This window comes from Streptococcus vestibularis, from assembly GCF_900636445.1.
GTDB classification, from domain to species: Bacteria; Bacillota; Bacilli; order Lactobacillales; family Streptococcaceae; genus Streptococcus; species Streptococcus vestibularis.
Window position 1 is genome coordinate 654,417 of the sequence record NZ_LR134275.1, and the last position, 15,119, is coordinate 669,535.

General features: G+C 40.3%; 13 protein-coding genes and 2 pseudogenes. 11 read left to right on the forward strand and 4 right to left on the reverse strand.

The features are described from left to right. Positions 1–46 precede the first annotated feature (46 nt). Together EL076_RS03345 and EL076_RS03350 are read right to left on the reverse strand one after the other, a co-directional pair. Positions 47–1,213 (reverse strand): tyrosine-type recombinase/integrase, encoded by a 1,167-nt coding sequence (locus tag EL076_RS03345; protein ID WP_126429250.1) that lies wholly within the window; start codon positions 1,211–1,213, stop codon positions 47–49. 158 nt (positions 1,214–1,371) lie between these two features. After that, a pseudogene (locus EL076_RS03350) lies at positions 1,372–2,621 on the reverse strand (ISL3 family transposase). Between the two features lie 196 nt (positions 2,622–2,817). Between EL076_RS03350 and EL076_RS10210 the strand changes: the two are divergent. From EL076_RS10210 to EL076_RS03390, 5 genes and pseudogenes are all read left to right on the forward strand, one after another. Next, the gene (locus tag EL076_RS10210; protein WP_232009668.1) at positions 2,818–2,973 is read left to right on the forward strand and encodes a hypothetical protein; all 156 of its coding nucleotides are present in this window, start codon (positions 2,818–2,820) and stop codon (positions 2,971–2,973) included. A 26-nt stretch (positions 2,974–2,999) separates the two neighbouring features. Then, on the forward strand, positions 3,000–3,287 hold the full coding sequence (locus EL076_RS10215; protein ID WP_232009670.1) for a phage scaffolding protein: 288 nt from the start codon (positions 3,000–3,002) through the stop codon (positions 3,285–3,287). Next, positions 3,185–3,704 (forward strand): annotated as a pseudogene (locus EL076_RS10220) (phage minor capsid protein); the annotation flags it as partial. The gene EL076_RS10215 and the pseudogene EL076_RS10220, both read left to right, overlap by 103 nt. 864 nt (positions 3,705–4,568) lie before the next feature. After that, positions 4,569–5,186, forward strand: coding sequence for a phage scaffolding protein (locus tag EL076_RS03375; RefSeq protein WP_126429254.1), 618 nt, complete (start codon positions 4,569–4,571; stop codon positions 5,184–5,186). Positions 5,187–5,582: 396 nt separating this feature from the next. Further along, positions 5,583–6,041 carry a TM2 domain-containing protein gene (locus EL076_RS03390; RefSeq protein ID WP_197716146.1) on the forward strand — a complete coding sequence of 153 codons (459 nt, stop codon included), beginning with the start codon at positions 5,583–5,585 and terminating at the stop codon, positions 6,039–6,041. A gap of 306 nt (positions 6,042–6,347) precedes the next feature. On the opposite strand, the gene EL076_RS03395 is transcribed toward EL076_RS03390, so the two are convergent. Together EL076_RS03395 and EL076_RS03400 are read right to left on the reverse strand one after the other, a co-directional pair. Continuing rightward, a complete protein-coding gene (locus EL076_RS03395) occupies positions 6,348–6,533 on the reverse strand; it encodes a hypothetical protein (RefSeq protein WP_126429256.1) in 186 nt (61 codons plus the stop codon). 171 nt (positions 6,534–6,704) lie between these two features. Beyond that, complete coding sequence (locus EL076_RS03400; RefSeq protein WP_126429258.1) at positions 6,705–8,885, reverse strand: LTA synthase family protein; 2,181 nt, start codon at positions 8,883–8,885, stop codon at positions 6,705–6,707. Positions 8,886–9,046: 161 nt separating this feature from the next. Here EL076_RS03400 and EL076_RS03405 point away from each other — a divergent pair, with 161 nt between their 5' ends. From EL076_RS03405 to EL076_RS03430, 6 genes are read left to right on the forward strand one after another with little or no spacing between them, the layout of a single operon-like run. Next, entirely contained in the window at positions 9,047–10,210 is a 1,164-nt protein-coding gene (locus EL076_RS03405) for a class I SAM-dependent rRNA methyltransferase (RefSeq protein ID WP_126429260.1), read from the forward strand. Further along, complete coding sequence (aroD, locus tag EL076_RS03410; protein WP_126429262.1) at positions 10,207–10,884, forward strand: type I 3-dehydroquinate dehydratase; 678 nt, start codon at positions 10,207–10,209, stop codon at positions 10,882–10,884. The genes EL076_RS03405 and aroD overlap by 4 nt, the downstream gene beginning before the upstream one ends. Then, on the forward strand, positions 10,874–11,731 hold the full coding sequence (locus tag EL076_RS03415; RefSeq protein ID WP_126429265.1) for a shikimate dehydrogenase: 858 nt from the start codon (positions 10,874–10,876) through the stop codon (positions 11,729–11,731). The genes aroD and EL076_RS03415 overlap by 11 nt, the downstream gene beginning before the upstream one ends. Before the next feature lie 12 nt (positions 11,732–11,743). Next, positions 11,744–12,811, forward strand: a complete 1,068-nt coding sequence (gene aroB / locus EL076_RS03420; RefSeq protein WP_126429267.1) for a 3-dehydroquinate synthase — start codon at positions 11,744–11,746, stop codon at positions 12,809–12,811. Further along, positions 12,812–13,978, forward strand: a complete 1,167-nt coding sequence (gene aroC, locus EL076_RS03425) for a chorismate synthase (protein WP_126429269.1) — start codon at positions 12,812–12,814, stop codon at positions 13,976–13,978. A gap of 29 nt (positions 13,979–14,007) precedes the next feature. Further along, positions 14,008–15,114, forward strand: coding sequence for a prephenate dehydrogenase (locus tag EL076_RS03430; RefSeq protein ID WP_037621527.1), 1,107 nt, complete (start codon positions 14,008–14,010; stop codon positions 15,112–15,114). The last annotated feature ends 5 nt before the right edge of the window (positions 15,115–15,119 follow it).

Consider the following 15,119-nt stretch of genomic DNA (forward strand, 5'->3'; position numbering starts at 1 on the left):
TAACAACGTTTCTGAGGACTCTAGGTTAAAACTAGGGTTCTTTTTTCTACCTAGGGGGCAAGGAAGGGGCAAGATTATTTGTAATGATGTTATCTAAAACATTGACCGCTTGGTCTTTCATGTTCCTAGTGACATGGGTATAGATGCTAGTAGTCACTTCCGAATCAGCATGACCAACTCTGTCCATAATAGTTTTTAGTGGCACGTTGTTTTCAGCCAGTATGCTTATCGTGGTATGTCTGAAGATATGAGGGGATAGGCGTTTGTCGATAGGTATTTCCAGTCTGGCATTAGCTCGTTGAAGTGATGCACTTAGGATGGTGCTATGGATAGGTTTTCCAGTATTGGTCGTGAAAATCTTATCACTACGATACCACTCTGGATTGGTTGTTTCGCTTAACTCTTTCAACTCTAGTATCTGGTCAATAATTTCAATCTCACGATTGGTGAGGTAGGTTGTTCGGTAACTAGCGACTGTTTTCGTCCCTTCGTTTTCTGGAATATATCTGTTGAATGATGTGTGGATATCCAAGGAGCGTGTCTCTTTGTGGTAATTTGAAATAGTCAGCCTAGCCAGTTCACCAATACAGCAACCATTCAAGAGCATAAACTTGCACGCTAGAGCATATCTCAGTGTTACGTCCTTTCGGTAGAGTTCTTTCAACAATCGACTGTATTCGTCTGGTTCTAAGTATTTATTCTTGGCAACTTGTTGTTTTTCGAGCTTGTTGGTCTTCTTTGGCAATCGTGCCTTCCTTGATGGCTTATAGCTAATAAGCTGTTGATCCATAGCATAATCGAAGAATGTATTTAGTACAGTCTTGGCACGATATTTTTGGGAATCCGTCCAGTCTTCAGTATCTAGTAATGATTGAATAAGTCGGACATTGATATTTGATAGGATAGTCCCTTGTTCGATAGTGTCAGATATTCGCTTAACGGATGCTGCAAGGCTCTTGATTGAGCTTAACTTAATCTGTTTTTGATGAAATTCCCACCACTCGTTGAAAGCACTATGAAACGATACATTAGTAGTGCTTGATGATTCTATTTTCTGGACTATCTTATCATCCAGTAAGCGTTGAGCTTCTTTCTTTGCTCGATTCGAGCCACTATTAAGCGTAACAGACACCCGTTTCCACTTCTCAGTGTAAGGGTCTCTGTATCTCTCAAAATATTTATATTTTCCGTTTGGTAATTGTTTTACCCACATTGTATTTACCTCACTTTTTTGATAAAATGGGTATAGTAAAGAGGGCTTTTTAATGCTTTTTACTATACGGGATATCCTCACACTCAAAGATGGCCGTCGGAGAGTGTGGGGATATTTTGGCTCTTTGTCAACTGTAGTGGGTGACGAAAAGCTAACATCTAGAGAGGACCTGATAGGTCTTCTCTTTTTTTATGTTCAGAGTGATGAAGACACGTTTCTTAAAGTTGATGAAGTTTCTAAAACCGAATCCCAACCGTTTGATGTCTTTAATCAACTTGTTGGTAGCTTCCAGTTTTGCGTTTGAATAGTCTGTTTCTAGTGCATTTTGGATGTATTGTTTGTGTCTAAGAAAAGTTCTAAAGACCGTTTGAAAATAGTGATTGACTTTGCTTCTATTTTCCTCTATCAGCTCAAAGAACTCATCTACTCTCTTCTCCTGAAAGTGAAAAAGCAAAAGCTGATAAAGTGTATAGTAGTCAGTAAGCTCTTTTGAAAAGCCTAGTGTCTTCTCAACAACTTCATGTGGTGCTAAAGTTTGGCGGAAAGTCTTTGAATAAAAAGAGCTGATAGAGAGTTTACGGCTGTCCTTTTGGAAGAGTCGCCAGTGATTCTTCAAGGCTCGATAGGGTAGTGACTTCTTATCAAACTGGTTCATAATCGCAATTCTTGTCTTTAAAAAGGCACGTCCAAGGTGCTGGATAATGTGGAAACGATCAAGAACGATTTTGGCGTTTGGAAAGAGTCTGTGGGCTAGTGGGATATAGGCTCCAGACATATCCATTGTGATAAACTGCACCTTTTGTCGAACTTTCAATGGGTACTTCAAAAAGTGGTTTCGAATCGTGGTTTGACGGCGATTATCAAGGATGGTTATGAGTTTGTTGGTCTCATAGTTTTGCGCCACAAAAGCGAGTTCACCTTTCTTGAACCCAAACTCATCCCAGGACATAACAGTAGGGAGTTTATCATAATGTTCCTTGAAAGTAAACTGGTCAAGTTTTCGATAGACAGTGGACGTCGATACGCGAAGCTTTCTGGCAATATCAGTTAGTGAGACCTTCTCAGTTAGGAGTTGTGCAACCTTTTGTCGGACTAGATTGGAGATTTGGCAGTTTTTCTCAACGATTGATGTCTCAGCTACCGTGACTCTCCTACAATTTTTACACTGGAAGCGACGTTTCTTCAGATGTAGTAGAGTTGGAGTTCCAGCTTGCTCGAGAAGAGGGATTTTAGAGTTTTTTTGAAAGTCATATTTGATCATCTTTCCATGGCAGTGAGGACATGATGGTGCAGGGTAATCAAGTTTTGCTTGAATCTCGATATGAGTGTCAGTTTCAAAAACAAGTGAAATCTTGATATTTTGGTCTTTAATTCCGATTAATTCTGTGGTATTCTTAATAAGTCTCATAAGTTCTTCCTAATGATGGTTTGGTTGCTTTTCATTATAGTTCTTATGGGACTTTTTGTGTACACTTAAAAAGCTCTATAATCTCTACAGTGGTTTTACCCACTACAGAAATTATAGAGCCTTTTTGTTTTGCCCTGGGCACGGCGTAAAACTGTCTAATTCAGTCCCTTGGACGTAAAACGAAGGAGTTTTAAGCATGAGTTTAAAACGTGACATGTTAGTTGAAGCTGGTATCGAAGACAAGGCAGTGATTGATTCCTTAATGAATGCGTACGATTCTGGGATTGAGAATGCGAAAGCACAAGCTAAGTCTGAATTACAGCTGAAAACGACAGTCTTAAACAACAACTAGAGCAACAGAGCCAAGCACTTAGCGACTTGCAAGCCAAAGAGGGAGCGAGTGAGGAAGTCAAACAACAATTGACTGACTTACAAGCTAAATTTGAAGCTTACAAGACTGACAGTGAAGCTAAACTTGCGAAAGTTACTAAATCAAACGCTATTCGTCTTGCTTTGAAGGATGTGGATGCTCACAATTCAGACGACCTTGCTAAGTTTATCAATATGGTTTTACTGACAAAGGTGGCAAACGTTGGAGAGCTGACGCTTACGCTAGGACAGTCATCAAGACTACTGCTAGACGTACATTCAACGAAATGCGAATGAGACCAGCTCAAGAGTTGGGAATTGATACGTTCTATTATTCCATTAAGTCAGCAGCTCGGAAAATGTGCGCACCGTTACAGCACCAGATAGTTACCACAGGCCGAGCTAGAACCGAGGAAGGTGTTAAGATATTTGCCCTCGATGATTATGGCTATGGTAAGATAGGAGGGTGCCAAGGCATTAACTGTGGCCATACCATGACGCCATTCATCCCAGGAGCCAATTATAAACCAGACTTACCAGACCACTTAAAAGACCTAACACCAGAGCAAGCAATAGAAAACGCCAATGCCCAATCTAAGCAAAGGGCTATTGAGCGTTCTATTAGACAATCTAAGGAGCTTTTGCATGTAGCAGAGAAACTAGGTGATCAGGAGCTGATAGACAAGTATAAGAGCAAGGTCAGGATCCAACAGGGAGCCATGAGAGACTATCTCAAACAACATCCGTTTCTACATCGTGATTACGCTAGAGAGAAGTACTATGACGACCCATTTAGCAAAGCTAAGAAAGAGGTTAAGCTTAGAGAAGAACAAAAGAAAGCTAGAGAGCTTGCTACTAAGCGTGCAGAACTTGATAAAGCTGTGAAAAGTGGTAAAATAGTAAGTGTATCAGGGGTTACAGTAGGACATACACCTCCAGGAAAGGCTGGAGAGCCAAATAGTGTAGTCCAACATAACGCAACGAATGGAGATGTACTTGGCAGAACCTATTACGATGATAGGGGCTACAAAGTAAAAGATATACATTTCACTAATCATAAGCAACCAGATAAACATCCTTACGGGAAAAAAGGTGAACATGTTCACGACTTTGTGTTTGATGATGACGGTAAGTTTATCAGTAGAACAACTAGAGAATTAACAAACAATGAAAGAGAGGAGAACCTAGATATATTATGGCGATATTAGATGATTTACAAGCGTTATATGATAACGGTTGGGACGCCTCTTTTGTCTACAAAGGACAAGATTGTGCTATCTTACCCAACTCTACAACGGACATCCAGGTCTCCATAGGAGCTCAAACATATGTAGTGTCCTCTCTTGATGACTTAGTAAACTTAGATATTGACGGCCAAAAATTGTCGCAAATAATGTCTAAGACAGAAGTACAATACTATTAGCGCTTAGAACAATCTAGGCGCTTTTTTCATGCAATAAATTGCTATAAACCACTATAAACCGTATGGATTTCCATTCGGTTTTTATTTTGCCCTGGAGCATGGCGTAAAACTGTCTAATTCTGCCCATCGTGGCGTAAAACAAAGGAGTTTTAAGCATGAGTTTAAAACGTGACATGTTGGTTGAAGCTGGTATCGAAGACAAGGCAGTGATTGATTCCTTAATGAATGCGTACGGTTCTGGGATTGAGAATGCGAAAGCACAAGCTAAGTCTGAATTACAAGCTGAAAACGACAGTCTTAAACAACAACTAGAGCAACAGAGCCAAGCTCTCAACGACTTGCAGGCTAAAGAGGGGGCGAGTGAGGAAGTTAAGCAACAATTGACTGACTTACAAGCTAAATTTGAAGCTTACAAGTCTGATAGTGAAGCTAATCTTGCGAAAGTTACAAAATCAAACGCTATTCGTCTAGCTTTGAAAGATGTGGACGCTCACAATTCGGATGACCTTGCTAAATTTATCAATTTTGACGAAATCGAACTTGATGAAGCTGGTAAACCTAAACTAGACAAGGTTATTAAAGGATTGAAAGAGACAAGCCCATATCTTTTCAAGCAAGAGGAACAAGCGGCACAGCAAAAAATCTCTGTAGGTGGTAACCCGTCAGCTAATGCTAACGGAATCACTAAGGAAGATTTCAAACGTATGGGTATCAATGAGCGTCAAGAACTCTTTGATAAAGACCCAGAGCTATATCAACAATTGAAAGGATGATTAATCTATGGTTCTAGGAACTACTACGACTGCACAAGTCATTAATCCGCAGGTAATGGCTGACATGGTTTCAGCTAAATTGCGCTGCCTCTTGAAGATCGTGACTTCTTCTATTTATCTTGTCCAAATCTTGCTTATCAACAGAGTGCTCAAGCCTTGATTTTCTTGACTTGTAGCCATCTTTTATTGTAAAATGTAATGGACGAGGGGATGTCGTAGGACGACTGGTAACAGAGCGTTCAAAGGTATCGGAGCTTTCTGATACGGGTGTGGTGCTTCCTTCAGCTTCGGGCTGTAAAGAACCCATGTGTAAAGAAGTCCTCTCTTTTAAGTTATGACTTTACAATCATTTAAAAGAGTAATACAAGCCATAACTTAAAAGAGAGGAAAGAAGAATTGGCAAAAATTGTTAAAGTTACAAGTACGGAAGTTATAATCTCGAATAATGAAGAGTATTTGAAAATAAATCCATCTGAATTGAATTTCGTTCCAAAATTAGGTGATGAAGTAGAAGTTCATAAAGTAGATGATGAAATTATTATCATAAAAGCTGAAGAGAAAAAAGATGACAATATTAACATTGTCAATGAAAACAACTTTTCCCAAAATCAGTCACAAGTCGTTTACACACAAGCAACTACTCCAGATTTGCATTATGTAAATAAATGGGTTTATGTTTTTCTCGCTATTTTTCTTGGTGGATTAGGTGTACATCATTTTTACGCAGGGTATTACGGAACAGGTATTCTTTTTCTGATTTTATCTTTTACGGGTATCCCAGTTATCATCGGATTTATCCAAGGTGTTATCGTCTTATTCAAGATGCCTGATGTGAATGGTAGGATTGTTGTTTAACTAAAAATTTATTACAAATTAAATTTTTTAAAAGCTCAAGTCTAGTATCTCAAGATGGAAAAGAGTTTACTTTTTTAATTCAGATAAGTAATATAATTCTGTGGTATTTAATAGGGATTTGATTAGCTTGTACATAAAATTAGATGAGCAAGAGTAATGAAATGACCCCAATATGACTTGAGAGTAAAAATATAATTATGATTTGTCTTTTGCTATAGAATTTTAGCCTATGATAGGCACTGTACCTAAATAGGAGTTCTAAATATAAAAAGTCCCCGCAATCCTATTGACTGCGGGGATTTCGTCTTAGAATAGACCTTTAATCTTGTCTAAAGCTCCACTGACCATTTCGTTGCCTGAAACAAGTGACTTAGCTTGGTCAAAGTATTCGCCCAAATCATCTTTATTGTCATCGACAAACTTTTTAGCAGCTTCGAAATCTTTCTTTTCAATCATTTCTTTTACTTGGTTAAATGATTCCATTGGATTCATATCTGTTCTCCTTTATAAGTTTTCTTACTAACTCTATTTAATCACGCTTACAGCAAACTAGCAAGAAATATGTTTGAGGCGAGTGCTATGAGGATTATGATTTTCCAGTTAAGTACGATTGATAATTGTTTAATCTTAAAAGGCAGTCCTGTTTGGACTGCCTTTTAAGGCTTATTGTTGTTCCGTTGAAGAGCTACTTGGCTCTGATTCACTTGAACTTGAGCTCGATTCAGATTCTGCAGGATGTAGTTCCTTGTAAGATGGGGTCTTGAATAGATCAGCTGTTGATTTATTGCCTTTTTGTTTGTAGAGGCTAGTTGATTTATCTTTCAGCTTTTTGTTGATTTGTTTCAGTTGATTCATCTGTTTCGTGTAGGAAATCGTGCTAGAATCAACATGTTTCAAACCATTTGGTGTATAGAAACGAAGGAGGTCACCAGTTTGAACAGCGTCACTCATCGAAAGCTGAGTGGCTACTGTCTTACGAATGGCTTCGTTATCCTTTTTAGTCGTTTCATCAGGGTTGGTAATTTCTTCCCCTGTTTGAGTGTTATAGAGTCGACCAGAATAGCTGGTGTATTGAGGAGTAACATATTGACCTGAGGTTCTAAATGCGACGGTTTGCTTATTATCAGGAGATAGGAGGTCTTGTCCCATCTGGATATAAGAGCTAGTGTCAACACCAAGAATGTGAAGGAGAGTTGGAAGGGCATCAACCTCTCCACCAAAGGTGTTAGAGATACCACCACCAGTATATCCTGGAATATGAATCATGTAAGGAACACGTTGAAGCATGGCTTTATCATAGTTTGACCAAGTTTCAGGGTTCTTACCGAGAAGTTCAGCAAGATTGCTGCTTCGTGTATCAGAGATACCATAGTGGTCACCGTACATGACAATAATCGAGTTGTCGTAAAGACCGGTTTCCTTAAGGTAATCAAAGAAGTCTTTGATTGCAGAGTCAAGATAGTTAGCTGTTGCAAAATATCCGTTGACTGTCTCATCTTTTGTTTCAGCGAGTGGGAAACCTTGTTCCTTTTCATCGCCTGAGAGTGAAGTGTATGGGTAGTGGTTAGATACGGTTAGGTATTTAACATAGAAAGGCTGTTGCATTTGTTCCAGATATTTGATGGAATCTGGAAACATGTACTTGTCATTTAGACCATACTGGAAGGAATTCTTATCAGTTTTTTCAGTGAAGGCTGATGAGTCAAAGAAGTAGTTATAACCCCATTGTTTATAGGTGTTATTGCGATTCCAGAAGGATCCAGTGTTTCCGTGGAAAACGGATGAAGTATAGCCACCTGTTTGAGCCAGGATAGATGGTGCAGCGTAGGCTGTATTGGTACCACCGTAGTTTACCATGTATGACCCTGTACTTAGTCCGAAGAGTGATGTTTCCATCAAGGTTTCAGCATCAGAAGTTTTTCCTGATTTAACTTGGTGGAAGAAGTTTGAAAAGGCTAGGGTTTCATTTGAGTGGTAAATGGAATTGAGGAATGGTGTTACCTCATAAGACTGACCATCTACTTGAAGCTTGTAATCAATAAGAAACTGTTGGAAACTCTCCAAGTGAATAACGATAACGTTTCTTCCTTTAGCAATTCCGTAGTACTTAGGATCAGGTGCTGCATAGTGCTTCTTAACATAAGCTTCAATCTTTTTCATATCGTCTGCTGTTGCGGATGAACGAGCTTGTGAAGCTTGATACGTTAAGTTACCGGAATAAGCTGTAAAGAAAGGAATCCCCATAGCACGAACAATATAGTTGTTGGAGAAACCACGTGTCAGTAACTCACCACGGTTAACTTCCGCTAGAAATAGGTTAACTGAGAGAAGGAGTGTCGACAGTGCGGTGACGGCAAAACTAGCTCGTTTATTAAATGGCTTACTATCCGTTTTTAGTTTTTTCCTAAAACCAGCATAGATGAAGAAAGGAATATCAATCAGATAAAAGATATAACTTGGTTCAAGAAGGTTCTTAGCTGAGTCTCCCAGCCCCGCTGCTGAACTAGAACTTGCCAGGATGGTATTTACAGTGATGAAGTCTGTGAACTCACCGAAGTAAATGACATTAGCAATAAGCAGGAGGTTAAGGATGACATAAATAGCAATGGTAATGCTATAAAAGAAACGTCTTTTCTTGAAGTAAAGTCCTAAACCTAGCAGCATTAATCCCAGTGGAATAGGGTTAATCAGCGAAAGCATAACCTGATATCTGCTTTCCAACTCAAGATTAATGTTGACGTAATAAGCGAATATGGTTTTTAGCCAGTAAAAGAAGAGTAACAAGAGGACGAATCCGAGTCTTGATGAAACTCCTTTCCAAAAGGCTTCATTTATTTTTTTCAAAGTAATACTTCCTTTGATTCTATATTATCTTAACCATTATACCAAATAACAAAATGACTCTCAAAAATTTACTGCCATTGAGTGTGATATTCCTTGACATACAATTGACAAAATCTAGTTACGAAACAGAAATTATAGCATTTTTTTGGTATAATGGTAACATGAGTATATTGACAGTAAGTCCCTTTGCGGAGAAAAAAATCAAACAAGGGAAACAGCTTCTTTTAGCCGAAGATTTTCCAAATATAGCTGAAAATAATCAGTTGATTTATCTTTATAGCCAATCCAAAGAATTTTTAGGAACAGGCTATTTGTCAAGTCAAAATAAGGGGATAGGTTGGTTTTTGTCCCCTAAAAAGCAAAAATTGACAGTGACCTATTTTCAGGGACTTTTTGAGAAAGCAAAAGCCAAACGTCAATCCTATTATGATAATGATTTAACGACGGCTTTTCGTCTTTTTAACCAAGATGGTGATGATTTTGGTGGTCTAACGATTGATTTGTATGGAGACTATGTCCTCTTTTCATGGTATAATGCCTTTGTTTATTCCTTGAAGGATGTTATTGTAGAGGCCTTCCAAACGGTCTTTCCTGAGGTCTTGGGAGGTTATGAAAAAATCCGCTTCAAGGGTCTTGATTTCGAATCAGATCATCTTTTTGGGCAAGAGTCGGGTGATACCTTCACCATTTTAGAAAATGGGGTAACATATGAAGTTTTCCTCAATGATGGGCTAATGACGGGGATTTTCCTTGATCAGCATGAAGTGCGTGATGGTTTAGTTAATGGCTTAGCCTTGGGTAAATCAGTTCTGAATATGTTCTCTTATACGGCCGCTTTTTCAGTTGCTGCAGCTATGGGGGGAGCGGTTGAAACGACATCGGTGGATTTGGCAAAACGTTCACGTGAATTATCGACGGCTCATTTTGAAGCTAATGGCTTCAGTATGGAAAATCATCGCTTGGTCGTGATGGATGTCTTCGATTATTTCAAATATGCAAAGAAAAAAGGCTTATCTTATGACCTTATCGTCATCGATCCGCCAAGCTTTGCTCGAAATAAGAAACGCACTTTCTCAGCAAATAAGGATTACCACAAGTTAATTGCACAAAGTCTTGATATTTTATCAGAGCATGGGACAATCATCGCAAGTACCAATGCTGCTAATATGACAGTGCAACAGTTTAAGAAACAACTACGTAAGGGCTTGGGAGATGTTTCAGCGGACTTCGTTAACCTGCAACAATTACCAGCGGATTTTACCGTCAATCCTAATGATCCAACATCAAATTATTTGAAAGTATACACAATAAAGGTAAATAAATGAAAATTGTAGTTCCGATTATGCCAACTAGTTTAGAGGAGGCACAAGCGCTTGAACTGTCTCGTTTTGATGGGGCAGACATTATTGAATGGCGTGCAGATTTTTTAGATAAGGATAGTATCTTAACGGTTGCTCCGGCTATTTTCGAGAAATTCGCAGGCTTTGAGATTGTCTTTACCATACGTACAACGCGTGAGGGTGGTAGGCTTGAGTTAACGGATGCGGAATATGTCGCACTGATTAAGGATGTAGCTGCGATTTATTCGCCAGATTATATTGATTTTGAGTATTTCACACGTAAGGCTGTCTTTGATCAAATGCTCGAATTTTCAAACTTGGTTTTGTCTTATCATAACTTTGAGGAGACACCTGAAAACCTCATGGAACTTTTGTCTGAGATGGCAAACTTGACACCACGAGTGGTTAAGGTGTCAGTTATGCCTAAGCATGAGCAGGATGTTCTCGACCTTATGAACTTCACACGTGGCTTTAAGGCCTTTAATCCTGAGCAGGAGTTTGTAACCATGTCAATGGGTAAACTAGGTCGTTTATCACGTTTTGCGGGCGACTTGATAGGGTCATCATGGACCTTTGCCAGTCTTGATAATGCCAGTGCTCCAGGACAAATTAGTTTAGCAGACATGCGCAGAATCAGGGAGGTTTTGGATGCAGATTGATGGACACACACGCCTAGCAGCTGTTGTCGCCAATCCAATCAAGCATTCGATTTCGCCATTCATTCATAATTCGGCCTTTGAGAAGACACAAGTTAATGGTGTTTATGTGGCCTGGGAGATTCCGAAATCAGACCTAGCCGAGACAGTTAAAAATATTAGACGTTACGACATGTTCGGTATCAATTTGTCCATGCCATATAAGGAAGCAGTTATTCCTTTTTTGGATGAGATTAGTCCTGCAGCTCAACTGATTGGTGCTGTCAATACAGTTGTTAATCGTGATGGGCGTTTGATTGGTCATAATACGGACGGTTTTGGCTTTTTTGCTAGTCTAAAGAACTTTAGCCCTAAAGATGCCCATCTGATGATTTTGGGGGCCGGTGGTGCGGCTAAATCTATTGTGACACAGGCAGTTCTTGATGGTGCAAAAAAAGTCAGTGTCTATGTTCGCCCTCAGTCATTGGATAAGGCAAAAGAGAGCTTTAAGTCCTTACTTGAACAGGCAAGTTGCCACTTGGAGTTTCATGCTTTAAATGAACTTGAGTATTTTCAAGAGGAACTAGGCCAGGCTGATTTATTGGTGAATGCGACGAGTGTTGGGATGGATGGCGCATCCATGCCTATTCCTACAGATACAAAATTTCCTAAGGGACTCTTGGTTGCTGATATCATTTATCAGCCTTTTGAAACACCTTTCTTGGCCTTGGCTAGGAAACAGGGAATAGAGGCTGTGAACGGACTTGGCATGTTGCTTCATCAAGCAGCAGGTGCCTTTAAATTGTGGACAGGCAAGGACATGCCAACAGACGCCATTTGGCAGGAATTGGAAAATATTTACAATAGCTAGGAGGGGACGACTATGAAACTAGAGGTAAATTTAACACATAACCCTTATGACATTATTATTGAAAAAGGAGCCCTTAAGACTGTCGGTCAATGGGTGAAGTCACTTTGGGAACCACAAAAGATTGCCCTTATTACGGACAATCATGTGGGAGCTCTATATGCAGAAAAAGTTAAGCTTAGCCTGGAGCACGAAGGTTTTGAGGTTGTCGTTTTTGATTTTCTAGAAGGTGAAGCGAGTAAAAATCTTAAAACTGTTAATAAGGCTTATGAGTTTTTGATTAAGAATGGCATGACTCGTAGTGATGGTATTCTTGCTCTTGGTGGCGGTGTTGTTGGTGACTTGGCAGGCTTTGTTGCTTCAACTTATATGCGTGGCATTCACTTCGTTCAGGTTCCAACTAGTCTCACTGCCCAAGTGGATTCATCTATTGGTGGTAAGACGGGTGTGAACACACCATTTGCTAAAAATATCGTGGGAACTTTTGCTCAGCCTGATGGGGTTTTGATTGACCCTAATGTCCTTGAGACACTTGGTAAACGTGAATTGATCGAAGGTATGGGTGAGGTTGTCAAATACGGTCTGATTGACGATCCTGAACTTTGGCAACTCCTTGAAAGTATTGATGGTTCGGTTCACAGTATCCTAGAAAACTCAGAAACTATCATTTATCGTTCATGTAACGTTAAGCGTAAAATTGTGGTTGAAGACGAGTTTGAAGGTGGCGTCCGTATGTATCTAAACTTTGGTCATACGATTGGGCATTCCGTTGAACAAACAGCTGGTTACGGTAAAGTCATGCACGGTGAGGCGGTAGCTATCGGAATGGTTCAGATTTCACGTGTTGCTGAGGAAAAAGGTCTGATGCCTAAGGGAATCACACGTCAAATCGCTGAGATGTGTGTTAAGTTTGGCTTGCCTGTGGACTATGAGCCATGGCGTGTTGAGGAGCTCTATACAGCCCTCACACATGACAAAAAAGCTCGTGGCAATAGCATTAAGACAGTTATCGTTCCAGAGATTGGTAAGGCAGCTATCAATCAAATTCCTTTAGTTGAAATGAAAGAGTACTTGGAGAAATAAATGAGATATTTAACAGCAGGTGAGTCTCACGGCCCACGTTTAACAGCAATTATCGAAGGTGTTCCAGCTGGTCTTCCCTTGACTGCTGAAGATATCAATGGTGATTTGAAACGCCGCCAAGGTGGCTATGGTCGTGGTGGCCGTATGAAAATTGAGTCTGATAAGGTTGAAATCACTTCTGGTGTTCGTCATGGGAAAACAACAGGGGCTCCGATTACCCTTCATGTTATCAATAAGGACCATCAAAAATGGTTGGACATCATGGCTGTGGAAGACATTGAGGATCGTTTGAAAACCAAACGTAAAATCACTCACCCACGTCCAGGACATGCTGACTTGGTTGGTGGAATGAAATACCGTTTCGATGATTTGCGTAATTCGTTGGAGCGTTCCAGTGCGCGTGAAACAACGATGCGTGTGGCAGTAGGTGCTGTCGCTAAACGAATCTTAGCTGAGCTCGATATTGAAATTGCTAATCATGTGGTTGTCTTTGGTGGTAAGGAAATTGATGTGCCTGAGAATTTGACGGTAGCCCAAATCAAGGAGTTGGCCCAACAATCAGAGATTTCAGTCGTTAACCAAGAACGTGAACAAGAGATTAAAGATTACATTGACCAAGTCAAAAAAGAAGGGGACACAATCGGTGGTGTCGTTGAAACGGTTGTTGGCGGCGTCCCTGTTGGCCTTGGCTCTTATGTGCAATGGGATACCAAACTTGATGCTAAGATTGCTCAAGCAGTTGTTTCCATCAATGCCTTCAAGGGGGTCGAGTTTGGTCTTGGATTCAAAGATGGCTATCTCAAGGGTTCTCAAGTGATGGACGAAATTCTCTGGAATGAAGAGGATGGCTATACGCGTCGCACTAACAACCTTGGTGGTTTTGAAGGTGGTATGACCAACGGGCAACCGATTGTGGTCCGTGGGGTTATGAAACCTATTCCAACCCTTTACAAGCCATTGATGTCAGTAGATATCGAAACACATGAACCATACAAGGCAACAGTCGAGCGTTCAGATCCAACGGCCTTGCCTGCAGCGGGTGTCGTTATGGAATCTGTAGTTGCTACAGTCGTAGCCAATGAAATCTTGGACAAATTCTCTTCTGATAACATGGAAGAATTGAAAGAAGCGGTAGCACGTCACCGTGACTATGTGAAAAACTTTTAAGCAGCATCAGACAATAGATGGGAGTAGTAATGAGTAAGAAAACTATTTATATCGCAGGATTGGGCTTGATTGGTGGCTCCTTGGCCTTAGGGATTAAAAGGGATCACCCTGATTATGAGATTCTTGGATATAATCGTTCTGACTATTCTCGAAATATTGCACTTGAGCGTGGGATTGTTGATCGTGCAACCAGTGATTTCAAAGAGTTTGCTCCACTTGCTGATGTGATTATCCTTGCAGTGCCAATTAAGCAAACTGTGGCCTACTTGCAGGAATTGGCTGACTTGGATCTCAAAGATAATGTCATCATCACAGACGCAGGGTCTACTAAGTTGGATATCGTTGAGGCAGCTGAACGTTACCTAACAGGTAAAAATATTCAGTTTGTTGGTTCCCACCCTATGGCTGGTTCCCATAAATCAGGGGCTATTGCAGCCGACGTGACGCTTTTTGAAAATGCCTATTATATTTTCACACCGACAAGTCTGACAAGAGAGACAACTATCCCAGAGCTTAAGGACATCTTGTCTGGGCTTAAGTCACGTTTTGTGGAGATTGATGCGGCTGAACACGACCGTGTAACCAGTCAAATCAGTCATTTTCCACACCTTTTAGCTTCTGGTCTTATGGAGCAGGCGGCTGATTATGCTCAGTCTCACGAGATGACCAATCACTTTGCGGCTGGGGGATTCCGAGATATGACCCGTATTGCAGAAAGTGAACCTGGCATGTGGGCTTCCATTCTCATGACTAATGGGCCTGCTGTCTTGGATCGTATTGAAGATTTCAAAAAACGTTTGGACCATGTGGCCGACTTGATTAAAGCTGAAGATGAGAATGCCATTTGGGAGTTCTTTGACAACGGTCGTAAAAAGCGTAAAGAGATGGAAATCCACAAAAAGGGTGGCGTGGAAAGTGCCTTCGATATTTTCGTGGATGTGCCTGACCGAGAAGACGTTATCCTTAGCATTATGGAATTGTTACGAGGAACGTCTTTGGTTAACCTTCGTATCAATGAAGAAAATCGTGAGGATATTCACGGTATCCTTCAAATTACTTTTAAAAATGAAAAAGATCGCACACATGCTAAGACTGTTATTGAAGCCAATACAGACTATCATGTGGTGATCGCCTAGGAGAA